Below are 19,625 nucleotides of genomic sequence, written 5' to 3'. Positions count from 1 at the left end.
TTTCCGCGGCCCGGAGGCCCCTTGATGTCCGTTATTGATCTTGCTGCGAATCCGAGCGACCTGCGTGCGCTCGCCGAACAATCCAACGCCTGGCCGTTCGAGCAGGCGAAGGCCATTGTCGCGCGGCTGAAGAAAAGTCCGAAGGACGAGGTGCTGTTCGAGACCGGCTACGGCCCATCCGGCCTGCCGCATATCGGCACCTTCGGCGAGGTCGCACGCACCTCGATGGTGCGGCATGCCTTCCGCGTTCTGACCGAGGACAAGATCAGGACGCGCCTGCTGGCCTTCTCCGACGACATGGACGGCCTGCGCAAGGTGCCGGACAACGTGTCGAACAAGGCGCCGCTGGAAGCCAATCTCGGCAAGCCGCTGACGCGCGTGCCCGATCCGTTCGGCACGCATGACAGTTTCGGCGCGCACAACAATGCGCGCTTGCGCGCGTTTCTGGATCATTTCGGCTTCGACTACGAATTCGCGAGCTCGACCGACTATTATACGTCCGGCCGTTTCGACGCGACGCTGCTCAAGATGCTCGCTGCCTACGACAAGGTGATGGCGATCATCCTGCCGACGCTCGGACCCGACCGCCGCGCGACCTATTCGCCATTCCTGCCGATCAGCAAGACCACCGGAGTCGTGCTGCAAGTGCCGATGATCCGCCGCGACGTCGCGGCCGGCACGGTGACTTACGTCGATCCCGACACGAACGTGGAAGTCGAGACGCCGGTCACCGGCGGAAATGTAAAATGCCAGTGGAAGGCCGACTGGGCGATGCGCTGGGTCGCGCTCGGCGTCGACTACGAGATGGCCGGCAAGGACCTGATCGATTCGGTGAAGCTCTCCGGTGCCATCGCCAGGGCGCTCGGCGCCACCCCGCCGGAAGGTTTCAATTACGAGCTCTTCCTCGACGACAAGGGCCAGAAGATATCGAAGTCGAAGGGCAACGGCCTCACCATCGACGAATGGCTGCGCTACGCCTCGCCGGAATCGCTGTCGCTGTTCATGTATCGCGAGCCGAAGGCGGCCAAGCGGCTGTATTTCGATGTCATCCCGCGTAACGTCGACGACTACCAGCAGTTCATCGACGGCTTCGCCAAGCAGGACGCCAAGCAGCAGCTCGGCAATCCGGTCTGGCATGTCCATAGCGGCCATCCGCCGAAGGGCGACATGCCCGTCACGTTCCAGCTCCTCCTGACGCTGGTGTCGTCGTCGAACGCCGAGAATGCCGAGACGCTGTGGGGCTTCATCGGCCGCTATCGTCCCGGCGTGAGCCCGCAGACGCATCCCAAGCTCGACGCGATGGTCGGCTACGCCATCAACTATTATCGCGACTTCGTGGCTCCGACGAAGCAGTTCCGCGAACCGACCGAGACCGAGCGCGCGGCGCTGCAGGATCTGCGCGATGCGCTGTCGCAACTCACGCCGGACGCCTCGGCCGAGGACATCCAGAACGTCGTCTACGAGATCGGCCGCCGCGAGCCATTTCTCGACCAGGTCAAGAAGGGCAAGGACGGCCGCCCCGGCGTCACGCTCGACTGGTTCAACATGCTCTACCAGGTGCTGCTCGGCCAGGAGAAGGGCCCGCGCTTCGGCTCCTTCGTCGCGGTGTATGGTGTGCAGAACGCGGTCAACATGATCGACGGGGCGCTGGCGCGGAGCGCGTGAGGGGCGTGCAGCCCTCACTGGCTCGCCCACACGATCCTTGCGATCCACGCCAGCTCGCCCACCGTCATCGTCCGCTCCGCCTGCGCCGCGTTGAGCGGCCGCAGGTCCAGCGCCTTCGCCGTGCGGCGCTTCAGCGTGGCGATCGTCACCTCGCCCGCTTTGGTCTTCACCACCACGCGGTCCCCTTTCCGGACCGGTGTGCCGGGTGAGACCAGCAGGACATCGCCGTCGCGATAGGCCGGCTGCAGCGCATCGCCGGAAATCTGAAGCGCGAAGCTGTGGCTGTTCTCGGCGGCGGGAAACGCAAACTCGCTCCAGCCCTTGCCGATGGGAAAGCCGGATTCGTCGAAGGCGCCGCTCGCGCCGGCCAGCGCGAGGCCGAGCAGCGGCACCGAGCGGCCGTCGCCCGAATCGTCGCCGACCAGCCTGGCGAAGGTGTCGATCGACGAATCTGCCGCCGCCAGCGCTTTCGCGATCGATTCGGTGGAGGGCCAGCGCTCGCGGCCGTCGGAGGTGACCCGCTTGGACTTGTTGAAGGTGGTGGGGTCGAGCCCGGCGCGTTTGGCAAGGCCCGACGGCGACAGGCCGGCGCGCGCCGCCAGCCGATCCAGTGCGACCCAGATCTGGTCGTGGGTCAGCATCCTCTGCGCTTTGGCCTGCCTGACCATGGAAGGTCTCCAGCCCGTCGCATCTCAGGAAAACTGTCCTCAAATCAATCGGTTTTCCGTTTTTCGCGCAAGAGGCGACAGCCAAGGCTTGAGTTCGGAAGGGGCCGCCTCTACGGTCGCGCCCGGGTTTTCAGACCTGCAAGAGACGAAAAACCCCAAGAGACTCAATGAGCTGACTCGATGAGCTGGCTCAACGAGCCGACTCAACGGCAAACAGGGCTGCGCAAGCGGTGGTCAAGATCTACAAAATCTGTCCGGCCTCGGCCTGGCGCGAGGCGGAACGGCAAGGCGTGTACCGGGGCAGCGCGGACGACGCGCGCGACGGGTTCATCCATTTCTCGACCGCGGCCCAGGTTCCCGAGACCTTGCGCAAGCATTATTTCGGGCAGCGCGCGCTGTTCCTGGTCGAGGTCGACGGCGATGCGCTCGGCGGTGAGCTGCGCTGGGAGCGCTCGCGCAACGAGCAGCTGTTTCCGCATCTTTATGGCGAGCTCGATTTCGGTGCCGTGCTCTCGGTGATGAACCTCAACATGCGCTCCGATGGCGGCCATGATGTCCCGGAGCTGGCCCCGTGATCCGCGCCTTCGACGCTCTCTCGCTGCCGGTGCTGCGCTGGCTCGATCCGGAAGATGCGCATCGCCTCGCGATCCAGGGCCTGCGCTTCCTGCCGCCGGTCAAGCCGCGTGCTGACGATGCTAAGCTCGCGGTGCGCGCCTTCGGGCTCAACTTCCCCAATCCGATCGGCATGGCCGCCGGCTTCGACAAGAGCGCCGAGGTGCCGGACGCGCTGCTGCGGCTCGGCTTCGGCTTCGTCGAGATCGGCTCGGTGACGCCGAAGCCGCAAAGCGGCAATCCGCGGCCGCGGCTGTTCCGGCTCGAGCGCGACGAGGCCGTGATCAACCGCATGGGGTTCAACAATGACGGCGCGGACGTTGCGTTGCGCCGGCTCGCCGCGCGCGCGCAGCACGGGGGCATCGTCGGCGTCAATGTCGGTGCCAACAAGGATTCGCCGGATCGCGTTGGCGATTACGTCAAGCTGATCGAGACCTTCGCGCCGGTGGCGAGCTATTTCACCGTCAACGTCTCCTCGCCGAACACGCCGGGCCTGCGCAATCTGCAGGAAGGCGCGCTGCTCGACGATCTCCTCGCCAGGGTGATCGACGCGCGCGAGCGGGTGCGTCAGAAGGCCGGCGACACGCCGGTGCTGCTCAAGATCGCGCCCGACCTTAGCCTCGCCCAGCTCGACGACGTCGTGCAGGTCGCGCGCTCGCGCCGCGTCGACGGCATGATCGTGTCAAACACCACGATCGCGCGGCCGAGCACGTTGCGCGAGGAGATGCGCGCCAAGGAGCAGGGCGGTCTGTCCGGCCGGCCGCTGTTCCGTCTGTCGACGCGGATGGTCGCGGAGACCTATGTGCGCGTCGAGGGCGCGTTCCCGCTGATCGGCGTCGGCGGCGTGGATTCCGGCGGCGCCGCGCTGACGAAGATCCGTGCCGGTGCGAGCCTGATCCAGCTCTATTCGTCGCTGGTCTACAAGGGCCTCGGCCTCGTCGACGAGATCAAGCGCGACCTCACCTCGACGCTGCTTCGCACCGGGAGGGATTCGCTGTCCGAGATCGTCGGCGCCGACGCGGCGACGCTCACGGCGGAAGACTGGCCGGGGATGTAGGCCAAGGCATCCGGGCTACGATTTCGGAAACGTCTTCCTGTACTGCGCCGGATAGCGCGCGGCCTGCAAACCGCCACGCGAGACATAGGAGGCGATCAGCGCCCACCACAGTCCGGCATTGCCGAACGATTGCAGCGCCCACCAGGTGCCGAGGAAGATCGCGAGCGAGGCCAGCATCAGATTGCGCATCTCGCGCGCCCAGGTCGCGCCGATATAGATGCCGTCGAAGCCGAAGGCGAACACGCCAGGAATGGGCGCGAGCACGACGAACGGCAGGAATTCGCGCGCGCTGCGGCGAACGGCGTCGCTGGCGGTCATGAAATCGATCAGGCGCGGTCCGAACAGGGCGAACAGCACGGAGACGACCAGTGCAAAGCCCAGCCCCCACAGCAGCACCAGCCGGGTCGAGTCCGCAAACCCTTTGGCGTCGCGCGCGCCGAAGGTGCGGCCGCAGAGCTGCTGCGCGGCGTTGGCGAGACCGTCGAGGAAGAAAGCGCTGACCAGGAGGAAATTGTTGAGCACGGAGTTCGCGGCCAGCGTGACGTCGCCGGCCCGCGCGCCCTTGGCGGTGAAGAACAGGAACACGGCGATAAGCGCCGCGGTGCGGATCAGGATGTCGGAATTCACCGCCAGCAGGCGCATCAGCTTGTCGCGGTCGAACAGGGCTGCATATGGCACCGCGAATCCGTCATCCGCATAGCGGCGGCACACGATCACGCCGAGCCCGAATCCGGCCGCTTCGGACAGCAGCGCTGCGATCGCTGCGCCCGCGATGCCGGTGTCGTAGACCAGAACAAGCAGGATCGTCGCCGCCATGTTGACGAGGTTGATGACGACCTGGAGCGCGAGCGCCGGATTGGCCCGGGCCTGGCCGACCAGCCAGCCGAGGATGACGTAGTTGGCGAGCGCCAGCGGCGCCGACCAGATCCGGATCACGAAGTAGGTTTTCGCCGCGCCCGTGACGCCTTCGCTGCCGCCCATCAGGTCGAACAGCGCGGCGGCCAGCGGCAATTGCAGCACGATCAGCGCTGCGCCGATCAAGCCGGCGACGATGAAGCCGCGCACGAGGATCGCGGTCAGCTCGCGCGTCTCGCCGGCGCCGAGCGCCTGCGCCGTGAAGGCGAGCGTGCTCATGCGCAGGAAGCCGAACAGCCAGAACAGGCAGTCGAAGATGACGGAGGCCATCGCGACGCCGCCGAGCAGCGCGGGATCGTCCAGCCGGCCGATCGCCGTGGTCGAGACCACGCCGATCAGCGGCGTGGTGAGGTTCGCCACCATCGCCGGACCGGCGATGGCGAACACCTGGCGGGAGCCGACTTTGGGATGAACGGGCGCGTGCATCAGTTGCGTCTACCCGACCAATCGCCTGATTGCACCATCGCGGACGACATGAGGTGCCTGCGCAGGCCGCGCGCGAAAGGCTCTATCGCCCGCGCGGCGCGCCGAAGACGCGCATCAGCAGCCAGATCGGGATCACGATCACCGCGCCGAGCAGGAAATAGCGCCACACCCAGTTCACGGTATCGAAGCCGAGATCCCAGAGACGCTGGAACAGCAGGCGAATGCTGTAGATGATGTTCCAGGGATCGAAGCCGATCGCCGCCAGCACGACGCCGACCAGGATCGAGAGCAGCACCAGGCGAAACGCGACCGCCAGCGGCGAACCGCCGAGAAAGCGGTTCAGCCCATCGCTGCGGCCGGCCGGCACATCTCTGACGTCTTGGGCCATCGCGAAAAACTCCTTGGCGGATTCGACCCGATTATAGGGCACGGCGGGGCAGATGGGGAACCCGCATTCACCCGTCAATCAGCTTACCGCGTTTTAATTTGGACAGCACATGCGGCGGGCTCGCTGCAACCTCTCCCGCTTGCGGGAGAGGTTGCGCCGAAGGCGCGGGTGTGAGGGTTCTCTCCTCTTGGGGAATCCCAATGCGGAGATACCCTCTCCCCGACCCTCTCCCGCAAGCGGGAGAGGGTGCGCTCCTGTCACGCTCCAACCTCCGCCGCCTCCGCCTTCAGCATCTTTTCCAGCGTTTCCAGCCGGTCGGCCTCGCGCGGCGGCTTGTCCCAGCGCAGGCGGCTGATGCGGGGGAAGCGCATCGCGACGCCGGATTTGTGCCGCGGCGAGCGCTGCAGGCCCTCGAAGGCGACCTCCAGCACCAGCCCCTTGTCCGGCTCGTGCACGACATGGCGCACGGGGCCGAATTTTTCCGTGGTGTTGCGACGGACGAAGCGGTCGATCTGGAGCAGCTCCTCGTCGGTGAAGCCGAAATAGGCTTTTCCGACCGGCACCAGCTCATCGCCCGTCCAGACGCCAAATGTATAGTCGGAATAGTAGGACGAGCGCTTGCCGTGGCCGCGCTGGGCATACATCAGCACGGCGTCGATGATGTGCGGATCGCGCTTCCACTTCCACCACTGTCCCTTCGGCCGCCCCGGGAGATAAGGCGCATCGCGCCGCTTCAGCATCACGCCTTCGACGGCGTCCGCGTCTTCGCCGGCGCCCGCGCTGGCGGGATCGGCCCGTGCGGCGGTGAGTGCGTCCCAGCTCGCGAAGGGGACGGTCGGCGACAGATCGATGCGGGAATCGTCGATCTTCCCGATGAACGTTTCCAATCGCTCGCGCCGCTCCGCAAAGGGCAGCTCGCGCAGATCATTCTCGTCGTCGCCGAGCAGATCATAGGCGCGCAGGTGAATCGGAAACTCCTTGATCAGCTTCGGCGAGACGACCTTGCGGTTGAGCCGCTGTTGCAGGACGTTGAAACTCTGCACACGGCCCTCGCGCAGGATCAGAAGCTCGCCGTCGATCGCGCCGGGTGAGCGCAGCGACGGCACGAGGTCCGGAAAGCTGCCCGTGATGTCCTCGCCGGTGCGCGAATAGAGCCGTGCCGTGATGTGGCCGCGCTCGTCGCGGCCCGCCACCGCCTGCACGCGGATGCCATCCCATTTCCATTCGGCGATGTAGTCGGCCGGATCGAGCGCGGCGAAATCATTGTCCTCGATCGCATGCGCGAGCATGACGGGACGGAACGGGGCGGGATCGCGATTGACCGGCTTGTCGCCGCGGCCCTCCAGCCAGGCGAACAGGTCGAGATAGGGGGGGCTGAGACCCGGCCAGATCAGCTCGACGTCATGCGGATCCTTGTCGCCGAGCGCGGCCGCTGCGGTCTTCGCCAGGCGTGCGGAGATGCCGATGCGCAGAGCACCGGTGACGAGCTTCAGCAGCGCCCAGCGGCCGGTCTCATCCAGCTCGTCGAGCCAGCGTTCAAGCTGCTTCGGCAGCTCGGTCTTGCCGAGCGTGCGGAGCGTGGTGACGACTTCGCTGAGGGTTGGGGGAGGCGGGTTGTTGTGCTTGCTCGGGTGGAGCGCATCGCTGGCATCTCGCCCGCGGCACCCCCCTCCCTGACCCTCCCCAGCAAGGGGGGCGGGAACGGTGAGAGAGGTGCGTCGACCACTCGCTGAATCACTGTCAGTCGTGGTGCTCGCCGGTGGCCGCGCGCTCCGCTGCGCTCTCTCCCCCCTTGCGGGGGAGGGCGGGAGAGAGGGGTGGCCCGGAAAAGACTCACCATGACCAAGCAACCGCCTCGGCCACATCAGCGCCACCGTCTCCGAGAGGTCGCCGACATAATCGTAAGACAGCCCGAACAGCACCGGATCGGTGCGCGACGCGATCAGGTCGCGGATCAGCGCCGGCTTGGCGTGCTTGAAGCTGAGTGCGCCGGTCAGCGCGGCCAGCGCGTAGCCGCGATCGGGGTCGCCGACCTCGCGGAAATAGCCGGTGATCAGCCGCAGCTTGTTGTTGCGGCCGGGCTCGTAGGCGAGGCGGTCCAGCAGTTCGGCGAAGCGGTTCATGCCTCGGCCTCGTCAACGATCGGCGCCTCGCTCTCCTCCTCGTCGCCATAGCCGACGAGATCGAGCGGCTGCGCCCGCAAACCCTTGCTTTGGCACCAATGCACCAGCGCGTCTTCCTGGCCGTGGGTGACCCAGATCTCACCGGCCCCGGTTGCCGCGATGGTCGCGGTGAGGCCGTCCCAGTCGGCGTGATCGGAGACCACCAGCGGCAGCTCGATGCCACGCTGCCGCGCGCGGGCGCGCACGCGCATCCACCCCGATGCGAACGCGGTGACCGGATCGGGAAAGCGCCGCGTCCAGAGATCGGAGGTGGCCGAGGGCGGCGCCAGCGTGATGGTGCCGGCCAGCGCCGCTTTCTTCACGCCCTTCACCGGCCTGAGGTCGCCGAGCTCGATGCCGCGGCTCTGGTAGTAATGCGTGATCTTCTCCATCGCGCCATGCAGATAGATCGGCGCGTCGTAGCCGGCCTGCCGCAGCAGCGCGATCACCCGCTGCGCCTTGCCGAGCGAATAGGCGCCGACGAGATGCGCGCGCTCCGGAAACAGCGCGACCGACGCGAGCAGCTTCTTGACCTCCTCGGCCGCATCGCCGTGCCGGAACACCGGCAGGCCGAACGTCGCCTCGGTGATGAAGACGTCGCAGCGCACCAGCTCGAAAGGCGCGCAGGTCGGGTCGGGCGCGTCCTTGTAGTCGCCGGAAGCGACGATGCAGGTGTCTCTACAGGTCACCGCGACCTGCGCCGAGCCGAGCACGTGGCCGGCGGGGTGAAACTTCACGCTGACGTCGCCGAGCCGGATCTCCTCGCCATAGCGGATTGCTTGCGTCGATCCGGCAAAATTCTCGCCATAGCGCAGCCGCATCATGTCGAGCGTTTCCTGCGTCGCCAGCACCGCGCCGTGGCCGGCGCGGGCATGGTCGGAATGGCCGTGGGTGATCACGGCCCGCTCGACCGGGCGGACGGGGTCGATATGGAAGCCGCCGGGCTTGCAGCACAGGCCGGCAGCAACTGGCAGCAGGATGTCTTGCGGACGCATCCGCGTCATATAGGGAGTGCCGGTCACAAAATTCACCCGTCATGCGCGGGCTTGACCCGCGCATCCATCCTCTTAAAGAGTTCCTTTTTTGATGGATTGCTGGGTCAAGCCCGGCAATGACAATCGGTTCCCCGATGCCCCTGCGTCTGTTCCAAACCTCCGGCGATCTCATGGCCGACCGCCGCTTCGAGTTCGCGCGCGACCTCCAGCTCAAGGGCGATCTGCCCGCCGCCGCCGACCTCATCGAGCAGGCCATCGAGCTCGCGCCGAACTTCACCTCCGCCTGGTTCACGCTCGGCGAAATCCGCAGCCAGCTCGGCGAGCGCGACAAGGCAATTGCCGCGTTCCAAGAAGCGCGCCGGTCCGATCCCGAGGACCAGCACGGCGCCCATCTGCATCTGATACGCCTCGGCGACGAGCAATTGTCCGAAATGCCCAAGGCCTATGTGCAGGCGCTGTTCGATCAATATGCCCCGCGCTTCGAGCACACGCTGATCAACGATCTCGGCTATCGCGCGCCGTCCCTGATCTTCAAGGCGGTGCTGGCCGCGCGCGTTGCCGCGAAGAAGCCAGCCCTGTTCAAGCGCGCCATCGATCTCGGCTGCGGCACCGGGCTTGCGGCGGCTGCTTTCGCAAGACAGGTCGATCATTTCACCGGCATCGATCTGTCGCCCGGCATGATCAAGCAGGCGCGCGCCACGGATCTGTATGCCGAGCTCGAAATCGCCGACATGATCGAGGGCCTGCGCGGCAAGGGCGACGCGAGCGCGAACCTCGTCGTCGCTGCCGACGCGTTCGTCTATCTCTCCGATCTCGCGCCGGTGCTGAGCGAAGCCAGGCGCGTGCTCGCGCCCGGCGGCGTGCTCGCCTTCACGCTGGAGACGCATGACGGCAGCGGCATCGTGCTCGGCGAAGGGCTGCGCTATGCCCACTCTGCGGAATATGTCCGCGGTGCCATCGCCGGGGCGGGCCTCAAGCTTCTGACGGTGGAGCCGGCCTCGCCGCGCAACGAAAACAACGAGCCGGTGCGCGGCCTCGTCGTCGTCGCCGAGAAAACTTGAGTCTAGGCGCTAAAGGCCCTGCCATTTAAGCGTCATTGCGTCGCAAAGCGGCGACTTCTCACTTGCGATGCGCGAGGCGATGTCAGCACAATGCGCGCACCAGGGAGAGACAAATAATGACCAAGAATCCATCGCGGCGCGATTTCAGCGCCGGCGCACTCGCCACCATCGCTGCATCGACCTTGCCCGCGCCCTACGTCTGGGCCGCGGAGAAGAAATACGATGCCGGCGCCAGCGACACCGAGATCAAGATCGGGCAAACCGTGCCGCATTCCGGCCCCGGCTCGCTCTACGGCGTGCTCGGGCGCATCGGCGAGGCCTATTTCCAGATGCTGAACGAGAAGGGCGGAATCAACGGGCGCAAGGTCAAGTTTCTGACCATGGACGACGCCTACAGCGCGCCGAAATGCGTCGAGGCGACGCGGCGCCTGGTCGAGCAGGAAGAAGTGCTCGCGCTCTACGGCTCGCTCGGCACCGCGCCGCAGACCGCCGTGCACAAATACCTGAATTCCAAGGGCGTGCCGCAGCTGCTGCTCAACACCGGCGCGTCGAAGTGGAATAATCCAAAAGAGTTCAAATGGACGATGGCGGGCCTGCCGCTCTATCCGACCGAGGCGCGCATCCTGGCGCGCCACGTCGTCAGCGTGAAGCCGAACGCGAAGGTCGGCATCCTCTACCAGAACGACGATTTCGGCCGCGACTTCCTCGGTCCGTTCAAGAAGGTGCTGGCCGATGCCGGCGGCACCGCCCAGGTGATCATGGAGCAGACCTACGATCTGACCGATCCGACGGTCGATTCCCAACTCATCAACCTCTCGAAGTCGGGCGCGGACGTGTTCTACAACATCTCCACCGGCAAGGCGTCGTCGCAGTCGATCCGGAAGGTCGCCGAGCTCGGCTGGAAGCCGCTGCAGCTGCTGTCGGCCGGCTCGACCGGCCGCTCGATCCTCAACGCCGCGGGTCTCGAGAACGCCGCCGGCATCGTCGCGATCCGCTACAACAAGGAGGTCGGCCTGCCCAAATGGGAGAAGGACCCCGACGTGATGGCGTTCGAGGAGCTGCGCAAGAAGTACACGCCGGCGATCGATCAAGACAACACGATCGCGTTCGCCGGCTACGGCCAGGCCGTGACCATGGGCGAGATCCTGCGCCGCTGCGGCGACGATCTCACCCGCGCCAACGTGCTGAAGCAGGCCTCGAACCTCAACGGCTTCCACTCGCCCTATTTCCTCGACGGCGTCACCTACAGCTACACGCCGGACGACTACACGCCGATGAAGACCCTCTTCATCTCCACCTTCACCGGCAAGGACTGGGATATCTCCGACAAGCCGATGTCCGAGTAGGGGCGGCACCGCTGTTTCTTTCGCCTCTCCCCGCAAGCGGGGAGAGGCGAAGACCGCCCCCCTCGACGAACCCACCCCCACGGCTTACCTGTGATGCCGTGCCGCCCCGCATCCTGAAATCCTCGGCCAAGCCGGCCGCGCTGCTGCCCGACCGTTTCCAGCAATGGTTCGCGGCCCGCGGCTGGTCGCCGCGCGCGCATCAATTGGCGCTGCTGGACAAGGCGCGCGAGGACCGTTCCGCGCTGCTGATCGCGCCGACCGGCGCCGGCAAGACGCTGGCGGGATTTTTGCCGACGCTGGTGGAGCTGTCTTCTTCCTCCCCCCTTGCGGGGGAGGGGCGGGGAGGGGGGTGGCCACGGGCACCGCTCGTGGAGCTACCCCCCTCCCGGCAGCCGGCGGCTGCCGACCTCCCCCACAAGGGGGGAGGTGACAACAAGCTCGTCTCCACCGGCCGCAGCCTGCAACGGAGCGGCGGCCTCCACACCCTCTACATCTCGCCGCTCAAGGCGCTCGCCGTCGACATCGCCCGCAACCTGGAGCGGCCGATTGCCGAGATGGGCCTGCCGATCAAGGTCGAGACCCGCACCGGCGACACGCCGGTGTCGCGGCGGCAGCGGCAGCGCCGCTATCCGCCGGACATTCTGCTGACGACGCCCGAGCAGGTCGCCCTGCTGCTCTCCTCCGACGACGCGCCGTTCCTGTTCTCCTCGCTCAAGCGAATCGTGCTGGACGAGCTGCATGCGCTGGTCACGTCCAAGCGCGGCGATCTCTTGTCGCTGGGCCTTGCGCGGCTGTGGCGGCTGGCGCCGCAGATGCGCGCCATCGGCCTGTCGGCGACGGTGGCCGAGCCGGAATCGCTGGCGCGCTTCCTGGTGCCGCAACCGAAGGACAAGGCGGAATCGGCCGACATCGTCATGGCCGGCGGCGCGGCGCCGCCGCTGGTCGAGATGCTCGACACAAGCGAGCGGCTGCCCTGGGCCGGCCACAGCGCGCGCCATGCGCTTCCCGAGATCTACCAGCTGATCAAGGCGAACAGGACCACGCTGGTCTTCGTCAACACCCGCAGCCAGGCCGAGATGCTGTTCCAGAATCTCTGGAGCATGAACGACGACAATCTCGCGATCGCGCTTCACCATGGCTCGCTCGACGTCGCCCAGCGCCGCAAGGTCGAAGGCGCCATGTCGGCGGGCAAGTTGCGCGGCGTGGTCTGCACCTCCTCGCTCGACCTCGGCGTCGACTGGGGCGACGTCGACCTCGTCGTCAATATCGGCGCGCCCAAGGGCTCCTCGCGCCTGATGCAGCGCATTGGCCGCGCCAACCACCGGCTCGACGAAGCCTCGCGCGCGGTGCTAGTGCCCGCGAACCGCTTCGAGGTGCTGGAGTGCCGCGTCGCCATCGACGCCATCACGGAGAATGCGCAGGACACGCCGCCGCTGCGCACCGGTGCCCTCGACGTGCTGGCTCAGCATGTGCTCGGCTGCGCCTGCGGCGAGCCGTTTTTCTCCGACGAGCTCTACGACGAGGTGCGCACCGCCGCGCCCTACGCGGATCTCACACGGCAGGATTTCGACGACGTCGTCGATTTCGTCGCCTCCGGCGGTTACGCGCTGAAGACCTATGAGCGCTTCGCCCGCATCAAGCAGGACAAGGAGGGGCGCTGGCGCGTCGCCAATCCAAAGGTGCGGCAGAGCTACCGGATGAATGTCGGCACCATCGTCGAGGACGACATGCTGAAGGTGCGGCTGGTGCGCTCGCGCGGCGGCGGTCAGGGAAAGGCAGGCGGCTCGACGGGCGTGATCGCGCGCGGCGGCAGGCTGCTCGGCGAGATCGAGGAAGCCTTCATCGAGGGCCTCAGCCCGGGCGACACGTTCGTGTTCAGCGGCGAGGTGGTGCGCTACGAGACCCTGGTCGAGGACCAGGTCTATGTCTCGCGTGCCAACGACAAGGACCCGAAAGTGCCGTCCTACATGGGCGGCAAGTTTCCGCTCTCGACCTATCTTGCCGAACACGTTCGCCGCCTGCTCGATGACGCCCGCGCCTGGGGCGCTTTGCCGGAGCAGGTGCGCGACTGGCTGGCGCTGCAAAGGGACGTCTCCCGCGTGCCGGCGGTGCGCGAGCTGCTGGTCGAGAGCTTTCCCCGCGCCAACAAGCATTACATCGTCTGCTATCCCTTCGAGGGACGTCTCGCGCACCAGACGCTCGGCATGCTGCTGACGCGCAGGCTGGAGCGGGCCCGCGCGCGGCCGCTCGGCTTCGTCGCCAACGAATATGCGGTCGCGATCTGGGCGCTCGGCGACATGTCGTTCATGATCAGGGACGGCAGAATCGACCTCAATGCGCTGTTCGACCCTGACATGCTCGGTGACGATCTCGAGGCATGGCTCGCCGAATCCGCCCTGATGAAGCGCACGTTTCGCAATTGCGCGATCATCTCCGGCCTGATCGCGCGCCGGCATACCGGCGAGGAGAAGAGCCGCCGCCAGGTGTTGTTCTCGACCGATCTCGTCTACGACGTCCTGCGCAAGCACCAGGCCGACCACGTGCTGTTGCGCGCCGCCCGCGCCGATGCCGCAACCGGCCTGCTCGATCTGCGCCGCCTCAGCGACATGCTCACCCGCATTCAGGGCCGCATCACGCACCGGGAACTCGACCGCGTCTCCCCGCTCGCCGTCCCCGTGATGCTGGAAATCGGCCGCGAGTCAGTCTATGGCGAAGCTGCAGACGAGTTGCTGGCCGAAGCCGCCGACGAGCTCGTCAAAGAGGCGACGGGATAAGGGCAGGTTTTGACGTGACGCTAGGCGCGCTGGTTTCAGGGGATGTCGAGGACATGCGCGTTTCCAGAGTCACCGTCAGCGACGTGACCTTCGCCGCCGATCTCTCCGGCGCCCTGTTCTGGGAAGCGCAGCGCCTGCTCGTCGTGTCCGACCTGCATCTGGAAAAAGGCTCCAGCTTTGCCACCCGCGGCGTGCTGCTTCCGCCTTACGACACGCTCGCCACGCTGGGCCGTCTCGCTGCTGTCATCTCCCGCCATGATCCGCGAATCGTCATCGCCCTCGGCGACAGCTTTCACGACCGCACCGCGCATGAACGCCTTTCGGCGGATGATCGCGATGCGGTCGCTGCGCTCCAGGCCGGCCGCGACTGGATCTGGATCTCGGGCAATCACGATCCGGCGTTGCCGCGCGATCTCGGCGGCACCGTTGTGGATCAAGTCGCGATCGGCCCGATCACCTTCCGCCACGAGCCGACCGGCGCGCATGGCGAGATCGCCGGGCATCTGCATCCCAAGGCCCGCGTCTCCGCGCGCGGCCGCTCGATGGAGCGCCGCTGTTTTGCCAGTGACGGGATGCGCGCCGTGATGCCGGCCTTCGGCGCCTATGCCGGCGGCCTCAGCATCCGCGACGCCGCGTTCGCAAAAATCTTTCCGAAGAACGGTTTTGTCGCGCATCTGCTCGGCGACCGCCGCGTGCACGCGATTGCCGCGTCGCGGTGTTATTAGAGCATGATCCGGAAAAGTGCGAAGCGGTTTTCCGAAAAGATCATGCTCAAACAAGAACCTGAAGCGCGATGACGATTCATCTCAATCTCATCGCGCTTTAGGCCGCCTTCGCCTGCACATTGTCGCAAAACTCCGCGAGCCGGTCGGCCAGCCGCAGCGTCGCGGGGCTGGCGCCGGGCGACGCCATCAGCGCCACCTCGGTCCGGTTGATCGGCGCAAAGCCGTCCTTCGCCGTCAGCACGCGGTGGTCGGACTGGATCGACATTTCCGACAGGATGCTGAGGCCCATGCCGGCGGCGACGGCAGCCTGGATGCCGGCGAGGCTCGATGACGAATAGGCCATGTGCCAGGCGCGGCCTGCGCTTTCCAGCGCGTGGATGGCGCCGGCGCGATAGAGGCAGCCGAGCGGAAATCCGATCAGCGGCACCGACGCGGCGTTGACGTCGATCGGATGGCTCTTGCTGGTGACCCAGTGCACCTGCTCCGGCCACACCGCGATCGCGCCCTTCTCGCCGGCCCCGCGCTTGAACAGCGCCAGATCCAGCTCGCCGCGTTCGAGGTCCCGGGACAGGTTCTTGCTCTGGTCGGCGCGCACGTCGAGCCGCAGCCCCGGGTGCGAGCGCGAAAACGCGCCCAGCAGCTTGGCGAGACGATAGGCGGCAAAATCCTCGGGAATGCCGAGCCGGATCGCGCCTTCGCCGCCCGGCTGGCGCAGCACGTCGCGCGCTTCCTCGGCGAGCGAGAGCAGCCGCCGCGCATAGGACAGCAGTCGCTCGCCGGCTTCGGTCGGCCGCACGTCCTTGCCGTCGCGATGCAGCAGCACCTGGCCGACATCCTCCTCCAGCCGCTTGATCTGCTGGCTCACGGTCGATTGCGTGCGGTGGACGCGCTCGCCGGCGCGGGTGAAGCCGCCGGCATCGACCACCGAGACGAAGCTCCGCAGGAGCTCGAGGTCGAGCATGGCTACCTCCATTGGAAAAATCACTGATAGCGAGTTAATCATTTAATTTCCAAATGGCAAGCCTCCTCCCTAAATCGGGGGCTCAGGAGAATGCCCCCATGTCGCTCGCCCCCTCGATTGCCGTTCCCCGCGGCCGCTTCAATACGCTTCCGCTCGCGATCGGCCTGTTCTGCCTGCTCTGGAGCTATGCCTTCGTCGCCGGCAAGATCGGCGTCACCCATTGCCCGCCGCTGATCCTGCTCGCCGCGCGCTTCTCGCTCGCCGGCATCCTGATCCTCGGGCCCACGATGGTTCGTGGCGACTGGTCCTTGTCATGGCGCGACGCCGCCATCTTCGCCGTGCTCGGCATCGCCAACAACGCGCTCTATCTCGGTCTCGGCTACACCGGCCTGCAATCGGTCTCCGCCGGCCTCGGCGGCCTGATCGTGTCGGCCAATCCGGTGTTCACCGCGGCGCTCGCCGCGCTGTTGCTCGGCGAAGGAATGACCTGGCGCAAGGCGAGCGGTCTGTTGCTCGGCATCATCGGCGTCACGCTGATCGTCTGGCATCGCCTGTCGGTCGGTACCGACAGCCTGCACGGCATCGTCTTCACGCTGGCCTCGCTTGCCTCGATCGTCGCCGGCACGATTCTGTTCAAGCTGCTCGCCCCGAAGGGCAGTCTGTGGATCGGAAACGGCGTGCAAAATCTCGCTGCCGGCATCGTGCTGACGCCGGTCGCGCTCACCTTCGCCGACGTCCACGCGATCGATGTCACGCCGAGCCTGATCGGCGCTTTCGCCTTCCTGGTGCTCGGCGGCTCGATCCTCGCCTACTGGCTCTGGTTTCATCTCCTGAAAGTGTGTGGCGCCACCGCCGCCAGTGCCTATCATTTCCTGATGCCGCCGCTCGGCATGCTGTTCGCCTACCTCGTGCTCGGCGAGCATGTCGAGGCCCGCGATCTGCTCGGGATCATTCCAGTGGCGCTCGGCATCTATCTGGTGACGCGGCCCGCAACAAAGCCGGCCGCGTAAGAGGAGTTCATCATGCCCATTTCCATCACCCTGATCGGTGGCCCCACCGCACTGATCGAGATCGACGGTTTCCGCCTGCTCACCGATCCGACCTTCGATGCGCCCGGCGCTTATCAGCTTCCGCATGTGAAGCTGGAGAAGACCACCGGCCCCGCAATGAAGGCCGATGCGATCGGGCCGATCGACGCCGTCCTGCTCAGCCACGACCAGCACTCCGACAATCTCGACAATTCAGGTCGCGAATATCTGCTCAAGGCGAAGCGCGTGCTGACGACCGAGGCCGGCGCCAAACGCCTCGGCGGGCATGTCGAGGGCCTCGTGCCCTGGGGCACCGCACATCTGAAGGATCGTGACGGCAATTCGCTGACGATCACCGCGACGCCCGCGCGTCACGGCCCGGCCGGCATCGAACCGCTGTCGGGCGACGTCATCGGCTTCGTGGTGTCGTCGAGCCGGAAGGACACCAGCCCGGTCTATATCAGCGGCGACACCACCTGGTTCGACGGCGTCGCCGAGGTGGCGCGCCGCTTCAAATGCGGCGTGGTGCTTCCCTTCGCGGGCGCCGCGCAAACGCGCGGGCCGTTCCATCTCACCATGGACACCAACGACACCATCGAGACCGCGCGCGCCTTTCCGGATGCGACGATCGTGCCGGTGCATACCGAGGGCTGGGCGCATTTCCGCCAGAACGGCGAGGACCTGCGCAAGACGTTCGACCTGCTGGGCTTCGGGACGCGGCTGCGGCTGCTGGAGCCCGGCGTGCCGACGGTGCTGGAGGCGCCGTGAACGCGCCACACCGTCGGAGGATGCCTCAATCCTTCCGGAACACGATCGAGGCCATCCATCCCGTCATCAGCGCCATGGCGGCGGTGACGAGGCCGTAGATCAACCCGTTCTGCCGGGCGGTGGTGGCGACGAACTGCTCGAAACCGACCTTGACGATCTCGAACGCCGTCTCGGTCTTGCCGATGAACGCTCCGTCGGCAAACAGCTTGATCTCGACCTCATAGGTGCCGATCGGCACCTCCGCCGGCAGTGGAATGCCGGTGCGGAACAACGTCGGCGTCAGGAACGTCACCGCGCTCGGATCCTCGCGATAGAGACCGCGCTGGGTCCGCAGGCGGATGAAGCCGGAGCGGAACGCGTCGTTCGGCACCACGTCGGCATAATCGCCGCTGACGCGCTGGGTCAGCAGTACGTTGTTGAGCCCGACCTGCTGCCGCCGTGCGATTTCGGGCGAGGTGATCGCCTCGAAGGAGCGGTTGGCGAACAGCGCGAGATAGCTCGGCACCTGCAGGAATTGCCGGTAGTCGGTGTTGATCCAGATCCCGAAGACGCGCTCCTTGCGCCGCGTCACCATGTCGGCGCGCGGGCCCATCACGGTGACGACGAGATCGTAGGTCTTGCGGCCGGCAGGCGTGGCGGTGTCCTTCTCGACCGAGCCGAACAGCACCAGTTCCTCGCCGGAATAGTTCGGGGTGACTGTGACGCGATGGTTGGAGACCGACACGATCAGCCGCTCGGCGCGTGCGGCGGAGCCGAGCAGCAGAACGAGCAGGACCGCGAGGGCTGCGCGCATCATCCGCTCACTCCCATCTCGCGGATGGTGAAGAGATCCTCGGGCCGGATCACCAGCTCGATGGCGAAGCGGACGCCGACCGAGAGGATCAGGAGGCCGAGCAGCAGCCGTAGCTGCTCGCCGCGGATCTTCTGGCCGGCGCGGGCGCCGAACTGCGCGCCGGTGACGCCGCCGACCATCAGGATCAGCGCCAGCACGGCGTCGACGAGGTGATTGGTCACCGCGTGCAGCAAGGTGGCGAACAGCATCGTCACCAGCGTCAGCACCATCGAGGTGCCGATCACCGTCGAGGTCGGCACCCGCAGCAGATAGATCATGATCGGCACCAGGATGAAGCCGCCGCCGATGCCCATGATGGCGCCGATGAAGCCGATCACGATGCCGACGATCACGACCGGAATCACGGACAGGTAGATCTTCGAGCGCTTGAACCGCATCTTCAGCGGCAGGCCGTGGATCCAGTTGTGCGTGCGCCGCGGCGGCACCGCGCCGCGCCGGGTCCGCATCAGGGCGCGCAGGCCTTCCGAAAACATCACGCTGCCGACCGTGGTGAGCAGCACGACATAGGACAGCGCGATCATCAGGTCGAGCTGGCCGAGCGCGCGCAGCTGCGTGAAGGTCCACACCCCGAGCGCCGTCCCGGTCACGCCGCCGCACAATAGCACGCTCGCCAGCGCGGGATCGATCGCGCGTCGCCGCCAATAGGCGAGCGCGCCGGAGAACGAGGACGCCGCGATGTGGCTCGCGACGGAGGCGACCGCGACCGCCGGCGTGATGCCGATGAAGATGAGCAGCGGCGTCATCAGGAAGCCGCCGCCGATTCCGAACATGCCGGAGACGAAGCCGACCGCGGCGCCCATCGCCAGCACCAGGAAGACGTTGACCGGCAGATCGGCGATGGGGAGATAGAGCTGCATCGAAGGACCACGCTCCGGCGAGACGGATCGATTGCGCGGAATGCTCGCAGGAGGGCAGAACGATTGCCGCGTCCCTCAATAGCGGAATTCGCCGCCGGGAGGGACCAGGAATTTCGGGCGTGGTGAATGTGGCGGGTGAGCGCTCGAGCGGAATAAACTCGGTTGCTACGGAGAAGGTGCGCTTCCTCCCCCGCCTGCGGGGCGGGGCTATCGCACATGAAGAAAAGCGTGGCTGGCAGCTTGCTTGCGGCCCATCCTTCGAGACGCCCGCCTACGGCGGGCCCTCAGGATGAGGTCGCGTTTTGCGGTGAGATATCAGACCCTCATGGTGAGGAGCCCGCCAAAGCGGGCGTCTCGAACCATG

General features: G+C 66.5%; 17 protein-coding genes. 9 read left to right on the top strand and 8 right to left on the bottom strand.

Annotated elements, in window-relative coordinates; genetic code table 11:
• The first annotated feature begins 24 nt into the window (after nt 1-24).
• Nucleotides 25-1,665 (top strand): lysine--tRNA ligase, encoded by a 1,641-nt coding sequence (locus NR187_RS34520; protein ID WP_256809470.1) that lies wholly within the window; start codon nt 25-27, stop codon nt 1,663-1,665.
• A gap of 14 nt (nt 1,666-1,679) precedes the next feature.
• On the opposite strand, the gene NR187_RS34515 is transcribed toward NR187_RS34520, so the two are convergent.
• Nucleotides 1,680-2,333, bottom strand: coding sequence for a helix-turn-helix transcriptional regulator (locus NR187_RS34515; protein ID WP_256809469.1), 654 nt, complete (start codon nt 2,331-2,333; stop codon nt 1,680-1,682).
• Between the two features lie 230 nt (nt 2,334-2,563).
• Between NR187_RS34515 and NR187_RS34510 the strand changes: the two genes are divergently transcribed.
• Both NR187_RS34510 and NR187_RS34505 read left to right on the top strand, forming a co-directional pair.
• Nucleotides 2,564-2,908 (top strand): DUF952 domain-containing protein, encoded by a 345-nt coding sequence (locus tag NR187_RS34510; RefSeq protein ID WP_211380992.1) that lies wholly within the window; start codon nt 2,564-2,566, stop codon nt 2,906-2,908.
• Nucleotides 2,905-4,002: a quinone-dependent dihydroorotate dehydrogenase gene (locus NR187_RS34505; RefSeq protein ID WP_211380993.1), complete on the top strand. Its 1,098-nt coding sequence runs from the start codon at nt 2,905-2,907 to the stop codon at nt 4,000-4,002. Before NR187_RS34510 ends, NR187_RS34505 begins: the two co-directional genes overlap by 4 nt.
• A 15-nt stretch (nt 4,003-4,017) precedes the next feature.
• On the opposite strand, the gene NR187_RS34500 is transcribed toward NR187_RS34505, so the two are convergent.
• The 4 genes from NR187_RS34500 to NR187_RS34485 form a co-directional block, all read right to left on the bottom strand.
• Entirely contained in the window at nt 4,018-5,343 is a 1,326-nt protein-coding gene (locus NR187_RS34500) for an MATE family efflux transporter (RefSeq protein ID WP_211380994.1), read from the bottom strand.
• Between the two features lie 82 nt (nt 5,344-5,425).
• On the bottom strand, nt 5,426-5,731 hold the full coding sequence (locus NR187_RS34495) for a DUF6460 domain-containing protein (protein WP_211380995.1): 306 nt from the start codon (nt 5,729-5,731) through the stop codon (nt 5,426-5,428).
• Nucleotides 5,732-5,988: 257 nt separating this feature from the next.
• Nucleotides 5,989-7,854: a cisplatin damage response ATP-dependent DNA ligase gene (locus NR187_RS34490; protein WP_211380996.1), complete on the bottom strand. Its 1,866-nt coding sequence runs from the start codon at nt 7,852-7,854 to the stop codon at nt 5,989-5,991.
• Entirely contained in the window at nt 7,851-8,888 is a 1,038-nt protein-coding gene (locus tag NR187_RS34485) for a ligase-associated DNA damage response exonuclease (protein WP_211382364.1), read from the bottom strand. Before NR187_RS34485 ends, NR187_RS34490 begins: the two co-directional genes overlap by 4 nt.
• Nucleotides 8,889-9,022: 134 nt before the next feature.
• Here NR187_RS34485 and NR187_RS34480 point away from each other — a divergent pair, with 134 nt between their 5' ends.
• The 4 genes from NR187_RS34480 (at nt 9,023) to pdeM (ending at nt 14,794) form a co-directional block, all read left to right on the top strand.
• Nucleotides 9,023-9,949 (top strand): class I SAM-dependent methyltransferase, encoded by a 927-nt coding sequence (locus NR187_RS34480; RefSeq protein WP_256809499.1) that lies wholly within the window; start codon nt 9,023-9,025, stop codon nt 9,947-9,949.
• A 116-nt stretch (nt 9,950-10,065) separates the two neighbouring features.
• The gene (locus tag NR187_RS34475) at nt 10,066-11,295 is read left to right on the top strand and encodes an ABC transporter substrate-binding protein (RefSeq protein WP_256809467.1); all 1,230 of its coding nucleotides are present in this window, start codon (nt 10,066-10,068) and stop codon (nt 11,293-11,295) included.
• A 98-nt stretch (nt 11,296-11,393) separates the two neighbouring features.
• Nucleotides 11,394-14,069 (top strand): ligase-associated DNA damage response DEXH box helicase, encoded by a 2,676-nt coding sequence (locus tag NR187_RS34470; protein ID WP_256809465.1) that lies wholly within the window; start codon nt 11,394-11,396, stop codon nt 14,067-14,069.
• Between the two features lie 53 nt (nt 14,070-14,122).
• Nucleotides 14,123-14,794: a ligase-associated DNA damage response endonuclease PdeM gene (gene pdeM, locus NR187_RS34465; RefSeq protein ID WP_256809464.1), complete on the top strand. Its 672-nt coding sequence runs from the start codon at nt 14,123-14,125 to the stop codon at nt 14,792-14,794.
• Nucleotides 14,795-14,891: 97 nt separating this feature from the next.
• Here the strand turns inward: pdeM and NR187_RS34460 are convergent, their stop codons facing one another.
• A complete protein-coding gene (locus NR187_RS34460; RefSeq protein WP_211381000.1) occupies nt 14,892-15,755 on the bottom strand; it encodes a LysR family transcriptional regulator in 864 nt (287 codons plus the stop codon).
• Nucleotides 15,756-15,853: 98 nt separating this feature from the next.
• Here NR187_RS34460 and NR187_RS34455 point away from each other — a divergent pair, with 98 nt between their 5' ends.
• A complete protein-coding gene (locus NR187_RS34455; protein WP_256809461.1) occupies nt 15,854-16,765 on the top strand; it encodes a DMT family transporter in 912 nt (303 codons plus the stop codon).
• A 12-nt stretch (nt 16,766-16,777) separates the two neighbouring features.
• On the top strand, nt 16,778-17,551 hold the full coding sequence (locus NR187_RS34450; protein ID WP_211381002.1) for an MBL fold metallo-hydrolase: 774 nt from the start codon (nt 16,778-16,780) through the stop codon (nt 17,549-17,551).
• 25 nt (nt 17,552-17,576) lie between these two features.
• Here the strand turns inward: NR187_RS34450 and NR187_RS34445 are convergent, their stop codons facing one another.
• Nucleotides 17,577-18,347 carry a TIGR02186 family protein gene (locus NR187_RS34445; RefSeq protein WP_211381003.1) on the bottom strand — a complete coding sequence of 257 codons (771 nt, stop codon included), beginning with the start codon at nt 18,345-18,347 and terminating at the stop codon, nt 17,577-17,579.
• Entirely contained in the window at nt 18,344-19,261 is a 918-nt protein-coding gene (locus tag NR187_RS34440; RefSeq protein ID WP_211381004.1) for a sulfite exporter TauE/SafE family protein, read from the bottom strand. Before NR187_RS34440 ends, NR187_RS34445 begins: the two co-directional genes overlap by 4 nt.
• Nucleotides 19,262-19,625 lie beyond the last annotated feature (364 nt).

The organism is Bradyrhizobium sp. Bra64, from assembly GCF_024519875.1.
In the GTDB taxonomy this organism is placed as follows: Bacteria; Pseudomonadota; Alphaproteobacteria; order Rhizobiales; family Xanthobacteraceae; genus Bradyrhizobium; species Bradyrhizobium japonicum_G.
The sequence above is the reverse complement of the archived record's forward strand: the minus strand, read 5'-3'. Positions and strand labels throughout refer to the sequence as shown.

What these genes read in the sequence shown, in the direction of transcription:
- NR187_RS34520 (WP_256809470.1), top strand. Translation starts at nt 25, where the DNA reads ATGTCCGTTATTGATCTTGCTGCGAATCCGAGCGACCTGCGTGCGCTC.
- NR187_RS34515 (WP_256809469.1), bottom strand. Translation starts at nt 2,333, where the DNA reads ATGGTCAGGCAGGCCAAAGCGCAGAGGATGCTGACCCACGACCAGATC.
- NR187_RS34500 (WP_211380994.1), bottom strand. Translation starts at nt 5,343, where the DNA reads ATGCACGCGCCCGTTCATCCCAAAGTCGGCTCCCGCCAGGTGTTCGCC.
- NR187_RS34495 (WP_211380995.1), bottom strand. Translation starts at nt 5,731, where the DNA reads ATGGCCCAAGACGTCAGAGATGTGCCGGCCGGCCGCAGCGATGGGCTG.
- NR187_RS34490 (WP_211380996.1), bottom strand. Translation starts at nt 7,854, where the DNA reads ATGAACCGCTTCGCCGAACTGCTGGACCGCCTCGCCTACGAGCCCGGC.
- NR187_RS34485 (WP_211382364.1), bottom strand. Translation starts at nt 8,888, where the DNA reads ATGCGTCCGCAAGACATCCTGCTGCCAGTTGCTGCCGGCCTGTGCTGC.
- NR187_RS34480 (WP_256809499.1), top strand. Translation starts at nt 9,023, where the DNA reads ATGCCCCTGCGTCTGTTCCAAACCTCCGGCGATCTCATGGCCGACCGC.
- NR187_RS34475 (WP_256809467.1), top strand. Translation starts at nt 10,066, where the DNA reads ATGACCAAGAATCCATCGCGGCGCGATTTCAGCGCCGGCGCACTCGCC.
- pdeM (WP_256809464.1), top strand. Translation starts at nt 14,123, where the DNA reads ATGCGCGTTTCCAGAGTCACCGTCAGCGACGTGACCTTCGCCGCCGAT.
- NR187_RS34460 (WP_211381000.1), bottom strand. Translation starts at nt 15,755, where the DNA reads ATGCTCGACCTCGAGCTCCTGCGGAGCTTCGTCTCGGTGGTCGATGCC.
- NR187_RS34455 (WP_256809461.1), top strand. Translation starts at nt 15,854, where the DNA reads ATGTCGCTCGCCCCCTCGATTGCCGTTCCCCGCGGCCGCTTCAATACG.
- NR187_RS34450 (WP_211381002.1), top strand. Translation starts at nt 16,778, where the DNA reads ATGCCCATTTCCATCACCCTGATCGGTGGCCCCACCGCACTGATCGAG.
- NR187_RS34445 (WP_211381003.1), bottom strand. Translation starts at nt 18,347, where the DNA reads ATGATGCGCGCAGCCCTCGCGGTCCTGCTCGTTCTGCTGCTCGGCTCC.
- NR187_RS34440 (WP_211381004.1), bottom strand. Translation starts at nt 19,261, where the DNA reads ATGCAGCTCTATCTCCCCATCGCCGATCTGCCGGTCAACGTCTTCCTG.